The organism is Catenulispora yoronensis (assembly GCF_039531695.1).
Classification (GTDB): Bacteria; Actinomycetota; Actinomycetes; order Streptomycetales; family Catenulisporaceae; genus Catenulispora; species Catenulispora yoronensis.
This window is the reverse complement of sequence record NZ_BAAAQN010000010.1, coordinates 111,269-128,682: the sequence shown is the minus strand read 5'-3', so window position 1 is coordinate 128,682 and position 17,414 is coordinate 111,269. Positions and strand designations below refer to the sequence as shown.

Sequence of the window (17,414 nt, the reverse complement as noted above, 5' to 3'; positions counted from 1 at the left end):
GAGCCTTGAAGCTCGCATGACAGTGACAGCCCGACATCGTCGTCCGCGCGCCACCCGGTATTCGAAGCTCGCGGTCGGCGCCGCCGCGGCCGGGACCATGGTCCTGGTGCCCAGCGTCGCGAAGGCCGACCCGCAGCCCACCGTCGATCAGGTGAAGACCCAGCTGGACAAGCTGTACCAGCAGGCCGCCGACGCCAACGAGGCGTACAACGGCGCCAAGGATGCCCAGGACAAGCTCCAGCAGCAGGTCGACGGCATCAACAAGGAGATGACCGCCGAGCAGGCCGCGATGGCCGAGAACCAGACCCGCCTCGGCGGCCTGGCGGCGGCGCAGTACCGCAGCGAGAACGTCGACCCGACACTCGCCCTGATGATGCAGGCCGACCCCAGCACCATGCTGAGCATGTCGGCGACCGTCGGCCGGGTGACCGCGAACAGCTCCGACACGCTGAGACTGCTGGCGCAGCAGAAGGCGGACCTGGCGGTGAAGGCCAAGGAAGCGGCGGACAAGATGTCGCTGCTGAACGAGAACACCAAGGAAGCCGAGGCCAAGAAGAAGCAGTTCGACGGCGACGTGGCCAAGGCCCAGGCGCTGCTGAACTCGCTCCAGGCCGAGCAGCGGGCCGCGCTGGAGGCGCAGCGGGCCCGGGAGCAGGCGGCGGCGGTGGAGGCCGCGAAGGCGGCCGCGGCGAAGGCTGCGGCGGATGAGGCGGCGGCGAGGGCCAAGAGCTCGGAGGGGTCTTCGTCTTCGTCGTCTTCGTCGTCCTCGGCCTCGGGTTCCTCGGGCTCGGGCTCGTCGAAGTCCTCGTCCGGCTCCAGCGGGTCGTCGAAGTCCTCCTCCGGCAGCTCGGGCAGCACCAGCGGCTCCAGCGGCTCCAGCGGCTCGGGGTCGACGACGAGCGCCCCGGCTGTGTCCGGCCGCGCGGGAGCCGCGGTGGCGTTCGCCAAGTCGCAGCTCGGCAAGCCGTACATATTCGGCGCGACCGGCCCCGGCGGCTACGACTGCTCGGGCCTGACGCAGGCGGCCTGGAAGGCGGCCGGCGTGAGCATCCCGCGCACCGCCACCGCACAAATGCAGGGGCTGCACGCCGTGTCGGCGTCCGCGGCCCAGCCCGGCGACCTGGTGTTCTTCTACGGGAGCTCGAGCTACGTGAACCACGTGGGGCTGTACATCGGCGGCGGCCTGGTGATCCACGCCCCGCAGCCGGGAAGCACCGTGTCGGTGGCGGCGGTGAGCACGATGCCGGTGGTGTCGTACGCCCGGCCGGCGTGACCCGATCACCCGTCCCTATTAGTACGCTTTTGCGGCCATCCGCTCATCCCACCAGGTCCCGGCCACCACGAAGGCCGGGACCCGGACCCACCAGGCATCTAGACACCCGACGTAGCACTCCGTACCCGGGACGAGTGGAACAGCTCCGCATTTTTGCGTAGTGATGCTCACAGCTCCGATTCGGCCCCGCGACTGTTAAGCTCGGGGGCACAGACGTCTACCAGAAGGGAGGTGGCCACGTGAAGAAGCTGCTTCTGCTCGCAGTGGCTGCCATCGGCGGTCTGCTGGTCTACCGGCAGGTCCAGTCCGACAAGTCGGAGCAGGACCTCTGGACCGAGGCGACCGACCCGGTACCTTCGGCCTGAGAACCACTCATCCGGCTTCCCCGGCAGCCAGAGCCGGGGCACGGTCCGCCTACCCCTCGCGGGAGGCGGACCGCTCTACGGGGCCATGGCGCAATTGGTAGCGCACCTGCTTTGCAAGCAGGGGGTTAGGGGTTCGAGTCCCCTTGGCTCCACAAAGTAGAACAAATGAGGGTGCTCCGAATTATTCGGAACACCCTCAGTGTTTGGTCGATGTACTGGTACGAGCCAGTGGCTTCGATGACGGTGTGCCGTTTCTTTACTTCACGGCGTGGGGCTTGCGTTCGGGAATGCTGATGCCGAGGTCTGCAAGGGCCTTTCCGATCGCTTCGCGCTCAACTTCGCGGCCCAGCTGCAACCACATGATCGCTTCGCGGTGGGATCGCGAGCGGTCCGCGCGTTCGCCGCTGCGCTTGCCGGCGAAATGGGTGCTGTCGAATGCGGACTGAGAAAGCTCTCGGGCACGCTCGCTCTCGCCTCGAGCAGTTGCGACCTGCGAGAGCAGCGCATATGCGAGTGCCTCGGCTTGGTCGAAGTCGAGAGCATGACCGTCCCGGTGATTGATTATGAGCCCGACGGACACTGTGCCCTCCGACGAGGACAGGTCTGTACGGACATCGTTAACGGCTTCGCAGGACGGTCCGCGGTCGCCGAAGTCGAGATAGATGTCCTCGCTGAGGCACAACTCAAGGTCCGCAGCGTGTTCGGTACACCATGGAGGGCATTCGACAACCGCCAGTCGCGGCACTGGTGCCGCACTCGATTCTCCAACGATCACTTTTGCGCCTCCTTGCTGAACCCACGGGCGAGTTCAGTCAGGCATGCTTCTCGTAGCTCGACCGAGATCACGCTCGACATGACGGCGACCCTGGATCCATCGGCTGTGTTCCACGCGACACCTCGTGCCCCCTCCGGGAGGTCATTCGCCACGATGACCGTCATTTGGCGGCGGTCATCCCAGTACATGTCAACGGCAGCAGGGAGGTCGTTGAGCTGGCTGACTTCTTCGTCTGTGCGCTCATGATGTTCAGCGTTCGGGATGGACGACGTCGGAGCTGCTGCTGCGGTCAAGTCTCGTTCCTCCTGGTATCGCAGGCCTCTGGGTCGGAATTGACGATGTGGGTCGTACCCTTACCGGCGCTGAACACCAGATCCGCGATGAAGTCGGCTGGCGCGCTCACTATCTGAGCAGGTCACCGGTGTTCACGTACCGCAACCTCAGCTCCACTTTGTTGTATTTTATTCCGATAGGGCGGCATCATCATCGCGATCATGCCGCCGCTGTCGTTCCCGGACACTGGGGACAGGCGCCAGGTGGTTCCGGCAGTGGGGATGGTGACGGTTGGCTCGATGGGCTCGGTAAGCATGTCGCAAGGGCGGGCGCCGGCAACCGTAGGCGTGGTAGCTCAGTCGCGGCCCCCGCGCCGCTGCAAAGCACTGAGAAGCGTCTCGAGTGCCTGTTGGGCGGCCCTGCGTCGCTCGGGATCGCGCGACCAGACTGCAGGAAGCGCGAGGCCCAGGTAGGCGAGGGTGATAGTCAGGTATGGCCAAGGTTGTGACGCGAACTCGGCGATGTTCATGGACGGCTCCTTCTCGGCAAGGCGACGGCAGTGGATTGTGCGGATGGGGCCACGGTCACCGTCCATCGGGGTGTCCAACAACCGATCGCCGGATTCTTGGACGTCTGAACGTGAACACGTCGAAGTCTGCATAGACTCCCAACCAGGTCAGGCTTAGCCTTGGGGAGCAGGCGCGTGTCTTCGCAAAGTGTTGATGCCGAGCAAGCGTTTTTCGATGCGGTGCATCATCTGAACTCGCTTTATCAGGCAAGACTCGCCCCACACTGCTCCTTGAGGCGGCTGGCGCGAACGCTCCAAGTGGCCCCGACTACAGTGTCCAACTGGCTTGAAGGCCGTTCGTTTCCCCAACAGGAGCATCAGTTCCTGGCACTCGTCGGCGCACTGCGCAAAGCTGCCCTCGAGGCGCGGACGCTGAACGTGGAAGATTTCCAGGCCCTCGACCACGAATCATGGAGGCAGCGCTACTTCGCCGTTGTACAGTTGCGCGCTGCGGATGTTCGAGCTGCCGTCAAGGCTTCTGCAGCTCAAACCAGCTTGCGGACGAGGCGGCAGACAGCAATGGTTGATGTGCTCGCCGACGAGCCTCGCCTGGTGGCTGACTGGACTGAAGCCCAACTGGGCGTTCACGCCGCAGTAGCGGGATCGGCACGCGAGGTCGAGCTCGGCCGGTTCGTGGTGCCGACATACGTCGAACGTGATCACGACGCTGGGCTTCGTAGACGAATGGATTCCGCACTGGCCGAAGCCCAGGCTGCGCTCCTGATTCTTCGCGGTGGTTCCTGCACCGGAAAGACAAGGACTGCCGTCGAAGCAATTCGGGTCAGGCTTCCTGACTGGGTCCTCATCTTCCCGAAGACGCAAGAGAGCCTGCTCTCCGTCCTCGCGGCGCAGGCCGCAGGCCCTCGAACCGTGCTGTGGCTGGACGAAGCTCAGGAGTACCTTTCCAGCGAAGTCGTGGCTGCAGCGTTGAGGACCTACCTGGAGCAGCCGGGGCCCGCGTTTGTCGTCATGACACTATGGCCGGAACGTTATGGGGAGATCTTCGCGCAGGGCGGCCACGTAGGGAAGCTTCTGGCCTCGAGCAGGCCGGTCGATATACCGCGGTCTTTTTCAGGGCGCGACATGCGGGTGCTTCGCAAGACCGCGAAGCATGATCGCTCGCTGGACGCCGTGTTGAAGGCCAGCATGCGTGACGATGTCACCCAGACCCTTGCGGCGGGTCCGGCGCTGGTCGATCACTACGAACAGGCCGCCTCGCCATCTCAGCGTTACGGACGCGCGATCATCGATGCTGCGATGGACGCTGCACGACTGGGTGACGTGCGCGTGGTTTCCGCGGCCTTTCTCAAGCAGGCGGCGCCCGGGTACCTAAGCGACTCTGAACGGAAGGAGGCGGATCCCGATTGGTTCGATCAGGCTCTCATCTACGCGCGCACCAAGATCAGAGGCGTAGCATCACCGCTGTCAAACGTAGCAGTACCTGGAGCGATGGGTTCTACTCCCGATGCCTATCAACTCGCGGACTACCTGGACAGCTACGGAAGGCTGACTCGACGCGGAGACTTTCCGCCTAACTCCTTCTGGGAGGCAGTGGAGAACAACGTCGTCGTCGCGCGGGAGCTTGAGAGGTTCGGCTGGTCGGCAAAGTCTGGCAGGCGATTTAAGTTGGCTTCCCTGGCTTTCCATTGTGCATTCGATCTCGGTAGTACGTCCTCTTTGTCCGGCCTTGCCTGGCTCCGGCAGGAGATGGGCGACTTGGAAGATGCCGAGGCTTTGCATTGGCGTCTGGCCGAGGCCGGAAGTCTCATGGCGCTCGAAGACCTGGCATATCTGAGAGAACAGGCCGGTGACTACGAGTCAGCCGAAGAACTAGCGCTCCTCTCGGCAGGGAAAGGTCTTGTCCAGCCCCTTGCCAGCCTCATGTGGTCGCGTTTGAGTGATCCTGATGAGGCAGAGCGGATCGCCCGTCTGTCGCTGGAGGCGAAAGACACTCATCCGGTCGTCGAGCTCGCCGCAGTACTTCACCACCGTGGTGACACCTCAGGCGCGAGAAGGCTATATGAGGCTGGTGCCGAAGCAGGCAATCCCTTCGCATTGAGGGCACTGTCCGTAATGCGGTTCAACGAGGGCGATGTCCAGGAGGCTGAACGGTTCGCCATCGCTGCCGCGGAGTCCGGATTTCCGCAGACGCTCACGGAGTTCGCTGAAATTGTCGAGCGTCTCGGAGAACGCGACAAGGCCCTGGATCTGGCACGATACGCCGTTGAGATCGGACGAGAGCCCGAAGTCGCCGGTCTCGCGTGGATGCTGCACCGCATCGGCCACGAGGATGAGGCGCTCGAGGCCGCGCGGCGTGTCATCGACAGTAGCGATAGCGCCGCCCTGCTTTTTCCGGCGTGGCGGCTCAAGGCTTCCTGGTCTGGTGCCGAAGATCTCTGCGAGCAGGCAGCGCGTAACGGCAACGCTGGCGCGCTTATCGGCTTGGTGCATGAGTGGCGACGAGTCGCCACTCATGCTGGTTTGACCGGTCTTGAGAGCGTTGCGATCGAATGGGAAAACGTTGAAGCGCTGGCGTTCCTTGCGGATGTCTCCGAAGCCGCTGGCGATGTGGAAAACGCCGAAGCGCTGTTGCGGCGGGCAGTAAGTCTCGGCCACGCGACGAGTTGCCTGCATCTCGCGGAGATGTTTCAAGAAATGGGAGACATGGCAGGAGCTGAGAAGGTCCTACTTGAAGGGATAGCTATGGGAGATGGCCTCTGCTTCCGGGAACTGTCAAAGATATGGGCGGCTATGGGGAGAGAGGAAGCATCGCGACTCCTACCCAACTCGGGGCTCGAGGCCGACGGCCAGCTTGCTGCTCCCTCCTGGAAACAGGATCACCGGCAGAGGTGGACTTGGTAGCTCTGGGCAGTTGGCGACAGCTGGACGGGGCCGCTCAAGGGACACGTCCAAGTGACGCTCAGCGGCGCGCTGCGACCTATATCGGGCGAACCGGCGGTACTCCCAGACGTTCCAGCAGGTCAGCGGTGCTCAAGTAGCACAACATCACCTCCACCATTCCACATAAAACAGGCCCTAAAGGGATCTTCCTGAAGGGCCTGTTGCGTTGCCGACGTCACGCGGGCTGTTCCAGTGGGAGCCCGGCTGTGGCCGCAGCGCGGGCCAGAGCCTTGTCGTAAGTGATGAAGCTGCTGAGTGCGGCGCCGATCTCTTTGGCGCAGACGAGGTGGATGGCGTCGAGGGACCCGACGTGGGGGTCGTCATCGAATGCCGCCGCCGCCGTGAAGATGGCACGGTCCACGATGACGAGGTCGATCCGATCGAGCAGGCGGGCCGCTGTCGCGATCCTCTCGTCGCGGACCACTGGATCCACGGCGAGACGGCGTTGGGGGTCGTAGCAGGACCTGCGGACGACTCTGATCACCTCGGTCAGGGCGAGTTGGCTGCTGACCATCTCGGAGCGTCGGTCGGCAAGGAATGAGGTCAGTGCCTCGGTTTCCTTCTCCGACAGGATCAGTTTGACCAGCGCGCAGGAGTCGAGGTAGATCACGTGCGCTCCTGTTCGCGCATGGCTTGCAGGATCTCTGTGAGGGTCGACTCGCCGGCTGCGGCAGATGGCAGCGGCTGCCAACCTTCGAGGTCGTCGCGGCGTCGCGGCTCGAGTCGGCCGGCAGCGATCAGCTCGGCGCGGTGACGTTCGGCCGGCGTGAGGGGGACCAGCCAGGCGACCGGGGTGCCGTTGCTGGTGACCGGAACTGGATGATCGATCTCTTTGACCTGCTCGACCGTCAGTTTGCCGAGCTCCCGCATGGTCAGTACGAGTATCGGTTCCCGGGTTCCGCGGGGATGCGTCTTCCTGGGGGCCTTACGCGGCTGGCCCGCGGTCTCAGCGGTCATGCCCTACAGATTACGCTTCCGTCGGGCACTTTGACAGGTTGTCGGGCGTAGCCTTGCCGCAGCACTCCGCTGCCGCCAGGCCCACGTCCCCGGGTACCGTCCATCCCTTCATGGCCTGGCAGACCCGGTGGTTCTGCTTCCACGCTCCGCCGGACGCCGATGAGGCCGCCACCATCGGGCTGGACAAGATGAGGCGGAGAGTGAACCGACGCCTCAAGCCGGCCGTCGACATCAACCGGTACGGTGGCCACGGTCGTCGGTGCACCCGGCTACGCTGCACCGTCATGGGTGTGTACCTGGTCAGCGCGAACTCCGAGCATCTCGAAGGGGGCTCCCCGTGGATCGATGTCTTCACGACGCTTGATGAGACCCTCGCGGCGATGGGCATTGACGACGGAATCCAGGTCCCCGTGTATCGGCACCAGCCGCGCGGGACCGGGTACGCCTTCGAGGAGAAGCTGATCTTCTCGGGCGACGGCTTCAACGAGCTTTGCCGTCGTGAGCTGAGCCCGCGCGACGTGGAGGTCTTCCACTGGGACGTACTGGTCCCGATCGATTTCGAAGGCCCCATTGACCTGCCGCTGAAGAACTACTACTCGCAGACCACCACGGCTCGGAGCGCGCAACGGATGCTGCCGGCGGCGATGCGCCTCGCCGCCGCGATCGAGCTGCCTGCTGAGACGCCGAAGTACTGCGACAACCTTCAGCTCACCAGCTTCTTCGGGGACTTCGAGGAGCGTGGGCACGCGGCGAACGTGACTGCGACAGGCCCGTGGCGCGATGATCTCGGTATGGCATTCCATACCGCGCTGTACTTGCGCGCGGCAGAACACTCCATCCGGCGCAGATGTCCCATCTTTTGCAGCTGAGCCAGCTCGCTGCTGCTTCAACGCAGCCTTGGCTGTATCTGCATGAGCTGGTTGTGTACTTGGTCCGTTGGGTTTGAGTAAGCGATGAGCATCTCCACTCGACGACAGGCGACGTGTCTCCGCCGAAAGCGCGGACCATGTCGCCTCATTGTTTGTTGCGCTGCAGGCGGTGCGGGTGGGGGCTCCGCCACCCGCACCCCCTACGTGTGGTCGGGTCTGGTGTTCAAGTAGCACATGATCAGCTCCACGCTTTTGATATTACAAATAAAACCGCAGGTCGACGCACGTATCCTGCCCAAGGGCGTGAGTCCATAAGGCTCCACCTCGTGGCCATGGGCAGGTTTTCGAACGGCGGGTGTGCGGCTCTGGCCTACAGGTCAAAGCCCTTTCTGTCTTCAAGGTGGATGAGAATCACGCCTCGACCGAACCTGTCGTAGGTCGTGGGTCTGGGATTTGTGGTGTATTGGTGGTGGCGATTCGGCGTATGGGTCGACTTTCGGCGCGGTTCGCCCGCCGGCCGCCGGGACATTGCATGGCCCGAACTCAGCCGGCCAACAGAGTGGCCAGCGCGGCCGCCGGATCTATCTCTGCTGGTCCGTCCGGCCGCCAGCGGTTGTCCTCCGCGTCTCGGCGGTAGGGGTACCAGCGGCCGTCGGCGCCCAGGCGGATCTGCACGTTTTCGGCCTCGGCGGTCCAGCGGTTGCGCCACAGGCGCAGTGGCGGTGGCTCACCGCCATCGGCGTAGTCCTCCAGGGCTTTGTGTGCTCTGGCCTTCTGTGTGACGGTTGGGGACCACGGTTTCTCCAGGGCATCGAGTCCCGCCGGGCCGCCTTGGTGCCAAGCCAGGGCTGCGATGCCGAGATCGGTGTCGCTTACGGCGTAGGCTTCGGCGATTCTTGCGCGCAGTGTCTCGTCGTCGAGGCGTGTGGCTAGCATGCGCACGGCGTCCTGCCAGGGTGAGAGCCTCGGGAGGACGGCGGTCCGCGCTGGTTCATCGGTGGCCGAGTATGCGGCCAGCAGACTGTGGGATCGGTGCGTCGCGTCGGTGGCGACCAGCTCCAGGCCGGGCTGGTCGATTCCGATCGGTTCGCGGGACGCCGCTAGGATCGGCGGGTGCCCGGGGAGGTCCGGCAGGACGCCCCACTCCATGCTGAGGAGTGCGGCTAGAGCGGTCGCTGGGTCCGGTGCTGCCGCGAAGACGTCCGCTGCGTCTTCCCTGCCGGTCGTCCCTGCGTGGGGGGAGTCGACTGTCGTGGGCGACGGGAGATCGGTGCGGTTCGCGGCGGAGGCTTCGGCGGACGCGGCGGCCGCGTTGCGGGCACGAAGCTCGTCCATCAGCTCGTGCTCGCCGCGTCCGCGTAGCAGGAGCAGCACGAACGGGTCGAGGTCGAGGAGGCGGGCGATCTGGTAGCAGAGTGCGGAAGCGTGCTTGCAGGGCCAGCCCCAGTCCGGGCAGGAGCAGTCCGGCGACAGGTCGCCGACACCGGGCAGCAGTCGGACCCCGGCGGCCTGTGCGTCGTCGACCAGTTCCGGCGGCATGTCGCGGTCCAGAAGCGCTGCGATGTGCGCCGCGCGTGCCGCGACGGTGTCGAGGAGCCGGTTCCAGTCGGCGTCCGAGAGCTGCTTTACGGCGATCGATGATGAATAGGGCCTTGGCGCGCTGCCATGGATCTTCGCTTTGGCGAGTCCCGGTGTGACGGTGATCGGCTCGACTGCGCCGCGACGGGCGTAGGTGCGACCGCGGGCGAGGCGTCCGGAGTCCATGGAGGTGTTCTCCAACGCCTCGACCCAGGCCCGGCCCCACCAGGTCTCGGCGAAGGCGCCGCGGGAGCCGACGGTCGGTGGGAAGGATGGGAACGTCTTGCTGCGGTCGCCGGCGGCGGCCTTCGTGCCGAATCTCTTTGTGGCCACCTAGCGTCCCCTCCTCAACGTCACCAGCTCGGCGAGTTCGGCGTCGGAGAGTTCGGTGAACGCCGCCTCGCCGCCGGCCAGGACCGCGTCGGCCAGGTCGCGTTTCTCCTTCAGCGTCGCGGCGATGCGATCCTCCACGGTGCCCTCGGTGATGAGGCGGTGCACCTGGACCGGCTGGGTCTGGCCGATCCGGTAGGCCCGGTCGGTGGCCTGTTCCTCCACAGCGGGGTTCCACCAGCGGTCGTAGTGGATGACATGGCCGGCGCGAGTGAGGTTCAGCCCGACACCGGCGGCTTTCAAGGAGAGGAGGAAGACTGGGACCTCGCCGTCCTGGAACCGTTGGACCATCCCTTCGCGTTTCTTCACCGGAGTCTGGCCGTGCAGGAACTGAGTGGCGACGCCGCGGGCGGCGAGGTGCCGTTCGATCAGCCGGTTCATGGTCACGTACTGGGAGAACACGAGCACTGCGTTGTCTTCGGCGAGGATCGTGTCGAGGAGTTCGTCCAGCAGTTCCAGTTTTCCTGAGCGGCCGGTGAGCGGCTGGTTCGCGCTCTCCTTCAGATACTGGGACGGGTGGTTGCAGATCTGCTTGAGCGCGGTCAGCAGCTTGAGGACCAGTCCGCGCCGTTCGATGCCGGTGCTGTTCTGGATCCGCGCCATCATCTCGCGGACGAATGCCTCGTACAGCGCCGCCTGCTCGCGGGTCAGCGCCACCGGGTGGTCGGTCTCGGTCTTCGGCGGCAGCTCAGGGGCGATACCGGGGTCCGATTTGCGGCGGCGCAGCAGAAACGGCCGGACGAGGGTCGCAAGCCGCTCGGTCGTCTGATGGTCGCGGTCGCTCTCCACAGCTTTGGCGTACCGGGAGCGGAACGCCGGCAATGTGCCGAGCAGCCCGGGTGTCGTCCAGTCCAGCAGCGCCCACAGCTCCGAGAGGTTGTTCTCCACCGGGGTACCGGTCAGCGCAATGCGGGCCTGGGAACCGATCTCGCGTAAAGCCTTCGCAGTGTGCGAGTAGGGGTTTTTCACGTGCTGGGCCTCGTCTGCGGCGAGCAGGCCCCAGTCGATCTCGCCGAGCCGGGCGGCGTCGACGCGCAGGGTGCCGTACGTGGTCAGGACGAACTCGCTGCCGCCGACGGCGTCCAGGTCGCGTTCGACTCCGTGGAAGCGGCGGACCGGAGTGCCGGGTGCGAAACGCTCGATCTCCCGCTCCCAGTTGCCCAGCAGCGAAGTCGGGCATACGACGAGGGTCGGGCGTGTGGTGTCGGCGTCCGCCTGGCGGTGCAGGTGCAGCGCGATCAGGGTGATCGTCTTTCCCAGGCCCATGTCGTCGGCCAGGCAGCCGCCCAAACCCAGCGCCGTCATCTGGTCCAGCCAGGTCAGACCCCGCATCTGGTAGTCACGCAGTGTGGCTTGCAGAGCCGGCGGCTGCGCCACGACCCGGCCGACCGCCGCGGGATCCGCGATCCGGGACCGGAGATCGGCCAGCCAGCCGTCGACGGCCACGGGGACGAGTTCCCCGTCCGCCTCTGCACCTCCGGTCAACGCGGCTCCCAGCGCCTCGATCGCCGTGAGGGGCTTCAGCTCGCGTTTCCTGGCCTTGCGCGCCAGCGCCTCGTCGACCAGCACCCATTGATCACGTAACCGCACCAGCGGTCTGGTCGCCTCAGCAATCTGGTTCATCTCTGCCGGGGTCAGCGTCTCGCCGCCCAAGGCCAGCTCCCAGCGGAAGACTAGGAGCGAGTCGGCGTCGAAGTACGAGGTCGCAGCGGATCCGGGACGTTTCGGCGCGCCCACGACCGCACGCGCGCTCAGGCTCCGAGCCAGTTCCTTGGGCAGGTGCACGTCCATCCCCGCGGCCGACAGCCGGGGAGCGGCCTCGCCGAGCAAGTCGTGGACCTCCTCGTCGGTCAAGTCGAGGCCGGCCGGGACCGGCTTAGCCAGCAGCCGTGCCAGCGGCTCCCACACCCGCGCCGCGCGTCGCAGCACCAGCAACACGTCGATCTGCGTGCGCGCCCCGGCCTCCGCGTCGGATCCGGCGACCAGGCTTCGCCACACCGCGCCGACATCGGCGACCCGGGTCGGATCGGCGAGGCTGTGGAGCTGCGTGATCGCGCGGAAGGCGCCGTCGTCGCCGGGCGTCTCCAACCGCAGCGATACCCGGGCCCCGACATCGATGCCCGCCGCCACCTCCGCCGCCCAGCGGCGCTGATCCGGGATGTGCACGGCGGGCAGCGCGGTGAACGCATCACCGCTGTTGCGGGCGACCACCGGGGCGGCTGGGCTACGCGGCAGGATGTCGGCGACTGCGTCGAGGAACGCCCGGAGCAGGGGTTCCGCATCCGGCAGCAGGACATCGCCGCGATCGTCGGGTAGCGGGACGGCACGGGCTGTCGGCGGCATCAGCGCCGCCAGTGCACGCAGGTGCTCGGCATCCTCACGATCGAACGGCCCCACACGCCAAGCGTCGATACCCGCCGGCGACACGCCCGGAAGGATCCGGCCGCGTGCGACAAGGCGTAGAACGAACAGTGCAGCGGTGCCCCAGAAGACCGCAGCGGGGTCGACGGCGGAGTCCGGCGAGTCGAGCGCGAGCTTGCGCGCATGGATCAGTACTGGGATGGCCTCCTCGACCGGCAGGCAGACCGCCGAAACGGTGCGTACCTCGATCTTTGGATGTTTGCGTGGCCTTCCCGTCTTGGTCGAATGGATGTACTCGACGATGTCCACCTCGGCGGTGGGCAGGGCGGGAAGCCCGGCATCGTCGGTCGGCAGGAACGCGACCCGGCCGTGCCGAGGCGGATCGGCGGGAAGGAAGACCGCGGGTCGGGCCACCAGCAATGCGCCTGACGCGATGATCTGCTCGTCCAAGGCGAGGGCACCGTCAGCTTCCTCGCGCTCGTCATCATCGATGATGACGACCTTCCGGGCCACCGCGCCGCTCCTTTGTGGATCGTATGGTCAGGCAGCACCAGTATCGAGCAGGGCGGGGGTGGCGCGGTACCGGCTGTCACCCGGGATGGTCACGGCCACGAGGCCAAGCGGCGGCATGGACAGCGGCCGGCGGGCCCTGGGAGGGTGCCGGCGTGGTTGATGTCAGTGTTCGAAGTGCCGACCATGACCATGATCGGCGATTCCGGGACGCGGCGCACGCCTGGTTGCGGGCGCCTTTTGAGCGTGCGGTAGCGGCTCTGACTTGCCTGGTCGGGGGCGTTTTTCGTATTTGCGGATGTACGGGGTCCGGTCTTACCGGGGTGGGTCCGGTTTGGATCATGGTTCGCGGGGCTGGTGGGCTCGCGGGCTGGTAGTCGCGAAATAAGCCTGTCAGCCGTCCGGAGATCGTTGGGAGCGGTGGCCAACTCACCGATGGGGCCGGCCTGACTTGATCTTGATGGTCCGATGATCGCATTTCGGATTTGCCCGATCTCGCCCGCGGGGGTGGTGGCGGACCGTAGGCTCGTACCATGGATCGCGTAGACCTCGAAGCGCTTGCGCTCCGGCTTATCGACAAAGTGAAGCGTCACGGCTACGCCGCTGAATACGGCGTCGAGGACGTCACGACTCTCCGCGAGTTCCTGGAGCGGGAAGCCCGGCGGTGCGGATTTCAGGTCCACATGGGGACCCTCAGCGCTGACGAGCACTCGGTGTGGATCTACCGCCCCAAAGTCGGGGGATCTTGGCAGCCGATTGCCGAAGCGGGACGGTAGCTAGGGATCACAGCCAGCGGCGATATGAGGCGAGGCGCCTAAGCGTTCGCCAGCCTCCTGATGGCGAGCTCTGTCTTGATCCTGCATCAAGCAGAGCTGCTCGCCTGGGTCGATGCAAGCGCGAGCGACATCGCCAACCGAGCGGGCGCCTTTTTCAGCCACGTAGAACCAGGGGCTGCCTTTGCGGCCGAGGAGGGCTGCGTAGAGGCGGTGGTAGTGAACCGCTGCGGCCGGATCAGAGCGCGTCCGAATCGCGGCAGAAGCAGGAGAGCTCGGGCTAGCTCTTGTCGGCGGCCTCGTCGCCCGTCAGCAAGAAGTCCTGGATCAGCTTGTCCGCCTCCCGGAACAGCGGGCGCACCACCTTGAAGCGGCTCAGGCCGATCACTCGGGCCACCATCGGTGACGTTCGGTCGATCAGGTCCCGGGTGCGTCGAGCTCCGGGTGAGCGGTCGTAGACCCAGAACAGGACGATGCCCATGTGGTGCATCCACAGCAGGTCTGGGAGGTTCGCCGCGATTTCCGGGTCCACTTTCGTGGTCGAGCCCTGGACGGCGCGGCGGTGCACCTCGATCACTTTGTCGCGCGTCGGTTTCGACTCGGGGGAGAAGGGGCTCAGCGGGGAGTTGGGGTCCACCGCGTTCTTCACGAACTGGGTGGCGAATTCGCGGTAGGGCTCGGCCACGTCGACCCAGGTGTGGAGGTCTGCGGCGAAGCGGGCAGCGAGGGTGCGGTGGGGGCGCATGGCGGCGAGGGCTTGTTCGGCGTGTCGGTCGGAGACCTCGTCGTAGAAGGCCTGGACCAGGTGGTCCTTGGAGGCGAAGTAGTAGTAGGCGTTTCCGACGGAGACGCCTGCCTCCTTCGCGATCGCGCGCATGGTGGTCTTCTCGTAGCCGTCGCGCTCGAAGAGGCGGAGTGCGGTGTCGAGAATCAGGGCTTTGCGTTCGTCACCGCGGGGGGTGGTGTTCTCCACAGGCATGCTGTCGCTACCGCTCGGCTCCGGGCAGGAAGCCGGCCGGCTGGACGACGGGGGGAACCGGCGCGGGCCGGTGCTCGCGTCGGCTGTTGGAACGCAGCTTGTTGAGTACGAAGACGTTGCCCAGGTGCATGCCGCCCAGGACCAGCAGTACGACGCCCTCCTTGACCGACAGCCCTTCGAAGACTTCGCGGGCGGTCTCGGCGGTGGAGCCGCTCTTGAGGTACAGGCTCACGAAGCCGAGGTTCACCAGGTAGAAGCCGACGACCAGCAGGTGGTTCACCGCCTCGCCCAGGTCCGAACCCGGGAAGACCTGCGTCAGGAACACCCGCCCGGTGCGGCTGAGGGTGCGGGCCACCCAGACCGTCAGGACGACGCTGATGAGCAGGTAGATCACATAGGACACGACGGTCAGGTCCATGCTTCCCCTCCGAAGCTCGGAAGTTGAACACGTTCAACTTCCTTCGACACGGGAACCGTAGCAGTGGAGTTGAACGTGTTCAAGTTCGACGGGCAGCCGGCTCCGCCAACGCGAAACCGGGTCCGGCCGGACGTCGCGTAATCCGCTCCGTCCGACCGAACCCGGTCGCCATGCTGTCAGAACCCTGTCAAGGGTCGAGCACTGCTACTACTGCGTGTACTGCACTTGCCGGTTATGCTGCACCGCCGACTTACTACTGCACCGCCGACCGCGCCGCCGCGGCGGGCCGCTTCGACGAGCCGATGATGTCCGTCGCGATCTGCTTCTGGATCAGGCCGCGGATCTCGGTCGAGCGGCCGGACAGCATCGGGGCCAGGTCCCGGGCGCCCAGCAGGTTGACCACCGAGCGCTCCACGCCCTGGGACACCGCGTTCGACCCGCCGAAGATCTCGACCAGGTAGAAGTGCGGAGTGGCGTTGCGCAGCGCGCCCGCGGTCGCCGAGGACAGGCTCAGCGGGTCGGTCAGCAGCAGCGGGGAGCCGAAGTAGGCCATGAGGGCGCCGCCGGTGAGGGCGTCGGGGTAGGCGGTGCCGGTGGCGATGCCGGCCAGGCCGATCGGGGCCAGGTTGGCACCGGCCCGCAGGTGGCTCAGGCACAGGGCGACGTTCGCGCTGGTGCTGTAGCGGTCGCTGCCGGCCAGCATCGTGCACGGGCTGTCGGGGCGGGGCGCCACGCCCAGGGCCTTGTAGGCCGGGACGCCGACCGGGATCGAGAGCTTGCCGGTCAGGAACTTCCTGGTGCTGCTGCTCAGGGCCGAGCCGTCGGTCAGCAGGATCGGGGCGCCGATCGTGGTGGCCAGCGGACCGGCCGACAGGGCGTCGGCGAAGGACTGGCCGGTCGCCACCACGGCCAGGCGGGGCTGCCCCGGCTCGGCCGGGACCAGGCGCTCGACCTCCTGGGCGATCGCGATCGAGGTGCCGAAGCGGTCCGAGCCGCCGAGCCGGTCGATGCGGTAGCCCAGGGAGGCGACCTTGTTCGCCACCGCCGGGCTGATCGCGGCGGTGCCGCCGAGCACGTAGACCGTGCTGCCGGCGGGCAGCACCCGCTGGATCTCGGCCTGGGTCTGCGGCGTCAGCGTGCCGGGCTCGGTGAGCAGCAGCGGACCGTCGACCGCGGAGGCCAGCGGGCCGCCGGCCAGCGCGTCGGGGAAGGAGGCGCCGGTGGCCAGCACGACGGACTTGGCCAGGGCGGCATCCTTCGACGTGTCGCCCTTGTCCGACCAGTACTGCTGGGAGACCTTGACGCCGGTCAGGTAGCGGTCGGAGCCGGCGACGCGCTGCACCGCCGTGGGCTCCGGCGGCGGCGGGGGCGCCGGCGGCAGCGGCGGCTTGGGCGCGTTGGGGTTCACCGGCTGCCACACCGGCTGCGAGCCGCTGCCGGCCAGCACCGTCTCGGCCTTGGAGGCGACGTCGAGCACCTCGCTGTGCGAGCCGTCGAAGAAGGCGATCCGGGTACCGGTCGGCGACCAGGCCGGCGTCTGGTGCTGCACGGTGGCGCCGTCGCTGGTCAGCTTGGCCGCCCCGGTGCCGTCGATGGCCGAGGTGTAGAGGTCGTTGTCGCCCGGCACGGTGTACACCAGGGACTTGCCGTCCGGCGAGATGTCCGCGTCCTGGGCGTTGTCGAGCACCTTGTGCGCGGTGCCGGTGGCCTTGTCGTAGATCCAGACCTGCGGCGGCTGGATGGCGTACTGCGGCGTGCGGGTGAAGGCGACGAGGTTGCCGACCGCGACCGGGTGCCGGTCCTCGAAGCCGGAGTCGGCGCCGAGCAGCAGGGTCGGCGCGCCGGCCCCGGGCTGGATCGGCTCGGCGTACAGCTGGTCGGTCCCCGAGGTGCCGCCACCCGCGCTGTAGACGAGCTTCTGGTTGCCGTCCCACCAGGTCGGGTGGTCCCCGTAGCAGTCGGTGCCCAGGCCGCCGCCGGGCATGGCCCAGTCCGCGGTCAGGTCCGGGGCGCTGGTGTAGATGCCGCACAGGCCGGCCCGGTTCGCCCACGCGATGCGGGAGCCGTCGGAGGACCATGACACGTTGCCGACGGAGTGCGCGGTGTACGTGTGCGGGTTGCTGCCGTCGGCGTTCTGCACGATCACGCCGAGGTTCGACGAGGTGAGGATGAGGCCGTCGGAGCCGGACTCGGTGGCGTTGGCGGGAGACACCTGGAGGGCTACCAGGCTGCCCGCGGTGGCGACGACCGTCGCCAGGGCTGAAAGGGCCGATATGGCCGAGGAGGTGATACGACGTGAGCGCACTATGGCGAAGCCCCCGTATTCCGAAAGACGCCGAGAGCCGTCGGCGTGCCCGGCGCTGATCGCGGCGGACCGAGTTGTTCTATACCTTCGTGACCTGTGCGTCAATCGGAGTTCCGAGT

Annotated in this window: 15 protein-coding genes and 1 tRNA gene; 6 read left to right on the top strand and 10 right to left on the bottom strand. The window is 66.5% G+C overall.

Going from position 1 to position 17,414, the window contains the following annotated elements; genetic code table 11:
* The first annotated feature begins 16 nt into the window (after nucleotides 1–16).
* The 3 genes from ABD481_RS11495 to ABD481_RS11485 all read left to right on the top strand — a co-directional run bounded on the left by ABD481_RS11495 (nucleotide 17) and on the right by ABD481_RS11485 (nucleotide 1,790).
* On the top strand, nucleotides 17–1,273 hold the full coding sequence (locus ABD481_RS11495; RefSeq protein ID WP_344665573.1) for a C40 family peptidase: 1,257 nt from the start codon (nucleotides 17–19) through the stop codon (nucleotides 1,271–1,273).
* 239 nt (nucleotides 1,274–1,512) lie between these two features.
* Complete coding sequence (locus ABD481_RS11490) at nucleotides 1,513–1,638, top strand: DLW-39 family protein (RefSeq protein WP_212016801.1); 126 nt, start codon at nucleotides 1,513–1,515, stop codon at nucleotides 1,636–1,638.
* Nucleotides 1,639–1,717: 79 nt separating this feature from the next.
* Nucleotides 1,718–1,790 (top strand) — tRNA-Ala (locus ABD481_RS11485).
* A gap of 104 nt (nucleotides 1,791–1,894) precedes the next feature.
* On the opposite strand, the gene ABD481_RS11480 is transcribed toward ABD481_RS11485, so the two are convergent.
* From ABD481_RS11480 to ABD481_RS11470, 3 genes are all read right to left on the bottom strand, one after another.
* Nucleotides 1,895–2,413, bottom strand: coding sequence for a hypothetical protein (locus tag ABD481_RS11480; RefSeq protein ID WP_344665572.1), 519 nt, complete (start codon nucleotides 2,411–2,413; stop codon nucleotides 1,895–1,897).
* Complete coding sequence (locus ABD481_RS11475) at nucleotides 2,410–2,706, bottom strand: hypothetical protein (RefSeq protein ID WP_344665571.1); 297 nt, start codon at nucleotides 2,704–2,706, stop codon at nucleotides 2,410–2,412. The genes ABD481_RS11480 and ABD481_RS11475 overlap by 4 nt, the downstream gene beginning before the upstream one ends.
* 335 nt (nucleotides 2,707–3,041) lie before the next feature.
* Nucleotides 3,042–3,215 carry a hypothetical protein gene (locus tag ABD481_RS11470; protein ID WP_344665570.1) on the bottom strand — a complete coding sequence of 58 codons (174 nt, stop codon included), beginning with the start codon at nucleotides 3,213–3,215 and terminating at the stop codon, nucleotides 3,042–3,044.
* Between the two features lie 174 nt (nucleotides 3,216–3,389).
* Here ABD481_RS11470 and ABD481_RS11465 point away from each other — a divergent pair, with 174 nt between their 5' ends.
* A complete protein-coding gene (locus ABD481_RS11465) occupies nucleotides 3,390–6,116 on the top strand; it encodes a tetratricopeptide repeat protein (RefSeq protein ID WP_344665569.1) in 2,727 nt (908 codons plus the stop codon).
* A 214-nt stretch (nucleotides 6,117–6,330) separates the two neighbouring features.
* On the opposite strand, the gene ABD481_RS11460 is transcribed toward ABD481_RS11465, so the two are convergent.
* Nucleotides 6,331–6,765, bottom strand: coding sequence for a type II toxin-antitoxin system VapC family toxin (locus ABD481_RS11460; protein ID WP_344665568.1), 435 nt, complete (start codon nucleotides 6,763–6,765; stop codon nucleotides 6,331–6,333).
* Nucleotides 6,762–7,112, bottom strand: a complete 351-nt coding sequence (locus tag ABD481_RS11455; protein ID WP_344665567.1) for a hypothetical protein — start codon at nucleotides 7,110–7,112, stop codon at nucleotides 6,762–6,764. Before ABD481_RS11455 ends, ABD481_RS11460 begins: the two co-directional genes overlap by 4 nt.
* A 110-nt stretch (nucleotides 7,113–7,222) precedes the next feature.
* Here ABD481_RS11455 and ABD481_RS11450 point away from each other — a divergent pair, with 110 nt between their 5' ends.
* Nucleotides 7,223–7,981 (top strand): hypothetical protein, encoded by a 759-nt coding sequence (locus tag ABD481_RS11450; RefSeq protein ID WP_344665566.1) that lies wholly within the window; start codon nucleotides 7,223–7,225, stop codon nucleotides 7,979–7,981.
* A gap of 543 nt (nucleotides 7,982–8,524) precedes the next feature.
* On the opposite strand, the gene ABD481_RS11445 is transcribed toward ABD481_RS11450, so the two are convergent.
* The gene (locus ABD481_RS11445; protein WP_344665565.1) at nucleotides 8,525–9,892 is read right to left on the bottom strand and encodes an SWIM zinc finger family protein; all 1,368 of its coding nucleotides are present in this window, start codon (nucleotides 9,890–9,892) and stop codon (nucleotides 8,525–8,527) included.
* Nucleotides 9,893–12,760 carry a DEAD/DEAH box helicase gene (locus ABD481_RS11440; RefSeq protein ID WP_425559146.1) on the bottom strand — a complete coding sequence of 956 codons (2,868 nt, stop codon included), beginning with the start codon at nucleotides 12,758–12,760 and terminating at the stop codon, nucleotides 9,893–9,895.
* 593 nt (nucleotides 12,761–13,353) lie between these two features.
* Between ABD481_RS11440 and ABD481_RS11435 the strand changes: the two genes are divergently transcribed.
* Nucleotides 13,354–13,596, top strand: coding sequence for a hypothetical protein (locus tag ABD481_RS11435; protein WP_344665564.1), 243 nt, complete (start codon nucleotides 13,354–13,356; stop codon nucleotides 13,594–13,596).
* Between the two features lie 277 nt (nucleotides 13,597–13,873).
* Here ABD481_RS11435 and ABD481_RS11430 read toward each other — a convergent pair whose 3' ends face one another.
* The 3 genes from ABD481_RS11430 to ABD481_RS11420 form a co-directional block, all read right to left on the bottom strand.
* Nucleotides 13,874–14,572 (bottom strand): TetR/AcrR family transcriptional regulator, encoded by a 699-nt coding sequence (locus ABD481_RS11430; protein ID WP_344665563.1) that lies wholly within the window; start codon nucleotides 14,570–14,572, stop codon nucleotides 13,874–13,876.
* Nucleotides 14,573–14,579: 7 nt separating this feature from the next.
* Nucleotides 14,580–14,990: a hypothetical protein gene (locus ABD481_RS11425; RefSeq protein WP_344665562.1), complete on the bottom strand. Its 411-nt coding sequence runs from the start codon at nucleotides 14,988–14,990 to the stop codon at nucleotides 14,580–14,582.
* A gap of 253 nt (nucleotides 14,991–15,243) precedes the next feature.
* Entirely contained in the window at nucleotides 15,244–17,295 is a 2,052-nt protein-coding gene (locus tag ABD481_RS11420; protein WP_344665561.1) for a cell wall-binding repeat-containing protein, read from the bottom strand.
* Nucleotides 17,296–17,414: the final 119 nt, after the last annotated feature.

Coding starts and splice junctions, on each gene's coding strand:
- ABD481_RS11450 (WP_344665566.1), top strand. CDS start 7,223: ATGGCCTGGCAGACCCGGTGGTTCTGCTTCCACGCTCCGCCGGACGCC.
- ABD481_RS11425 (WP_344665562.1), bottom strand. CDS start 14,990: ATGGACCTGACCGTCGTGTCCTATGTGATCTACCTGCTCATCAGCGTC.
- ABD481_RS11430 (WP_344665563.1), bottom strand. CDS start 14,572: ATGCCTGTGGAGAACACCACCCCCCGCGGTGACGAACGCAAAGCCCTG.
- ABD481_RS11435 (WP_344665564.1), top strand. CDS start 13,354: ATGGATCGCGTAGACCTCGAAGCGCTTGCGCTCCGGCTTATCGACAAA.
- ABD481_RS11455 (WP_344665567.1), bottom strand. CDS start 7,112: ATGACCGCTGAGACCGCGGGCCAGCCGCGTAAGGCCCCCAGGAAGACG.
- ABD481_RS11495 (WP_344665573.1), top strand. CDS start 17: ATGACAGTGACAGCCCGACATCGTCGTCCGCGCGCCACCCGGTATTCG.
- ABD481_RS11470 (WP_344665570.1), bottom strand. CDS start 3,215: ATGAACATCGCCGAGTTCGCGTCACAACCTTGGCCATACCTGACTATC.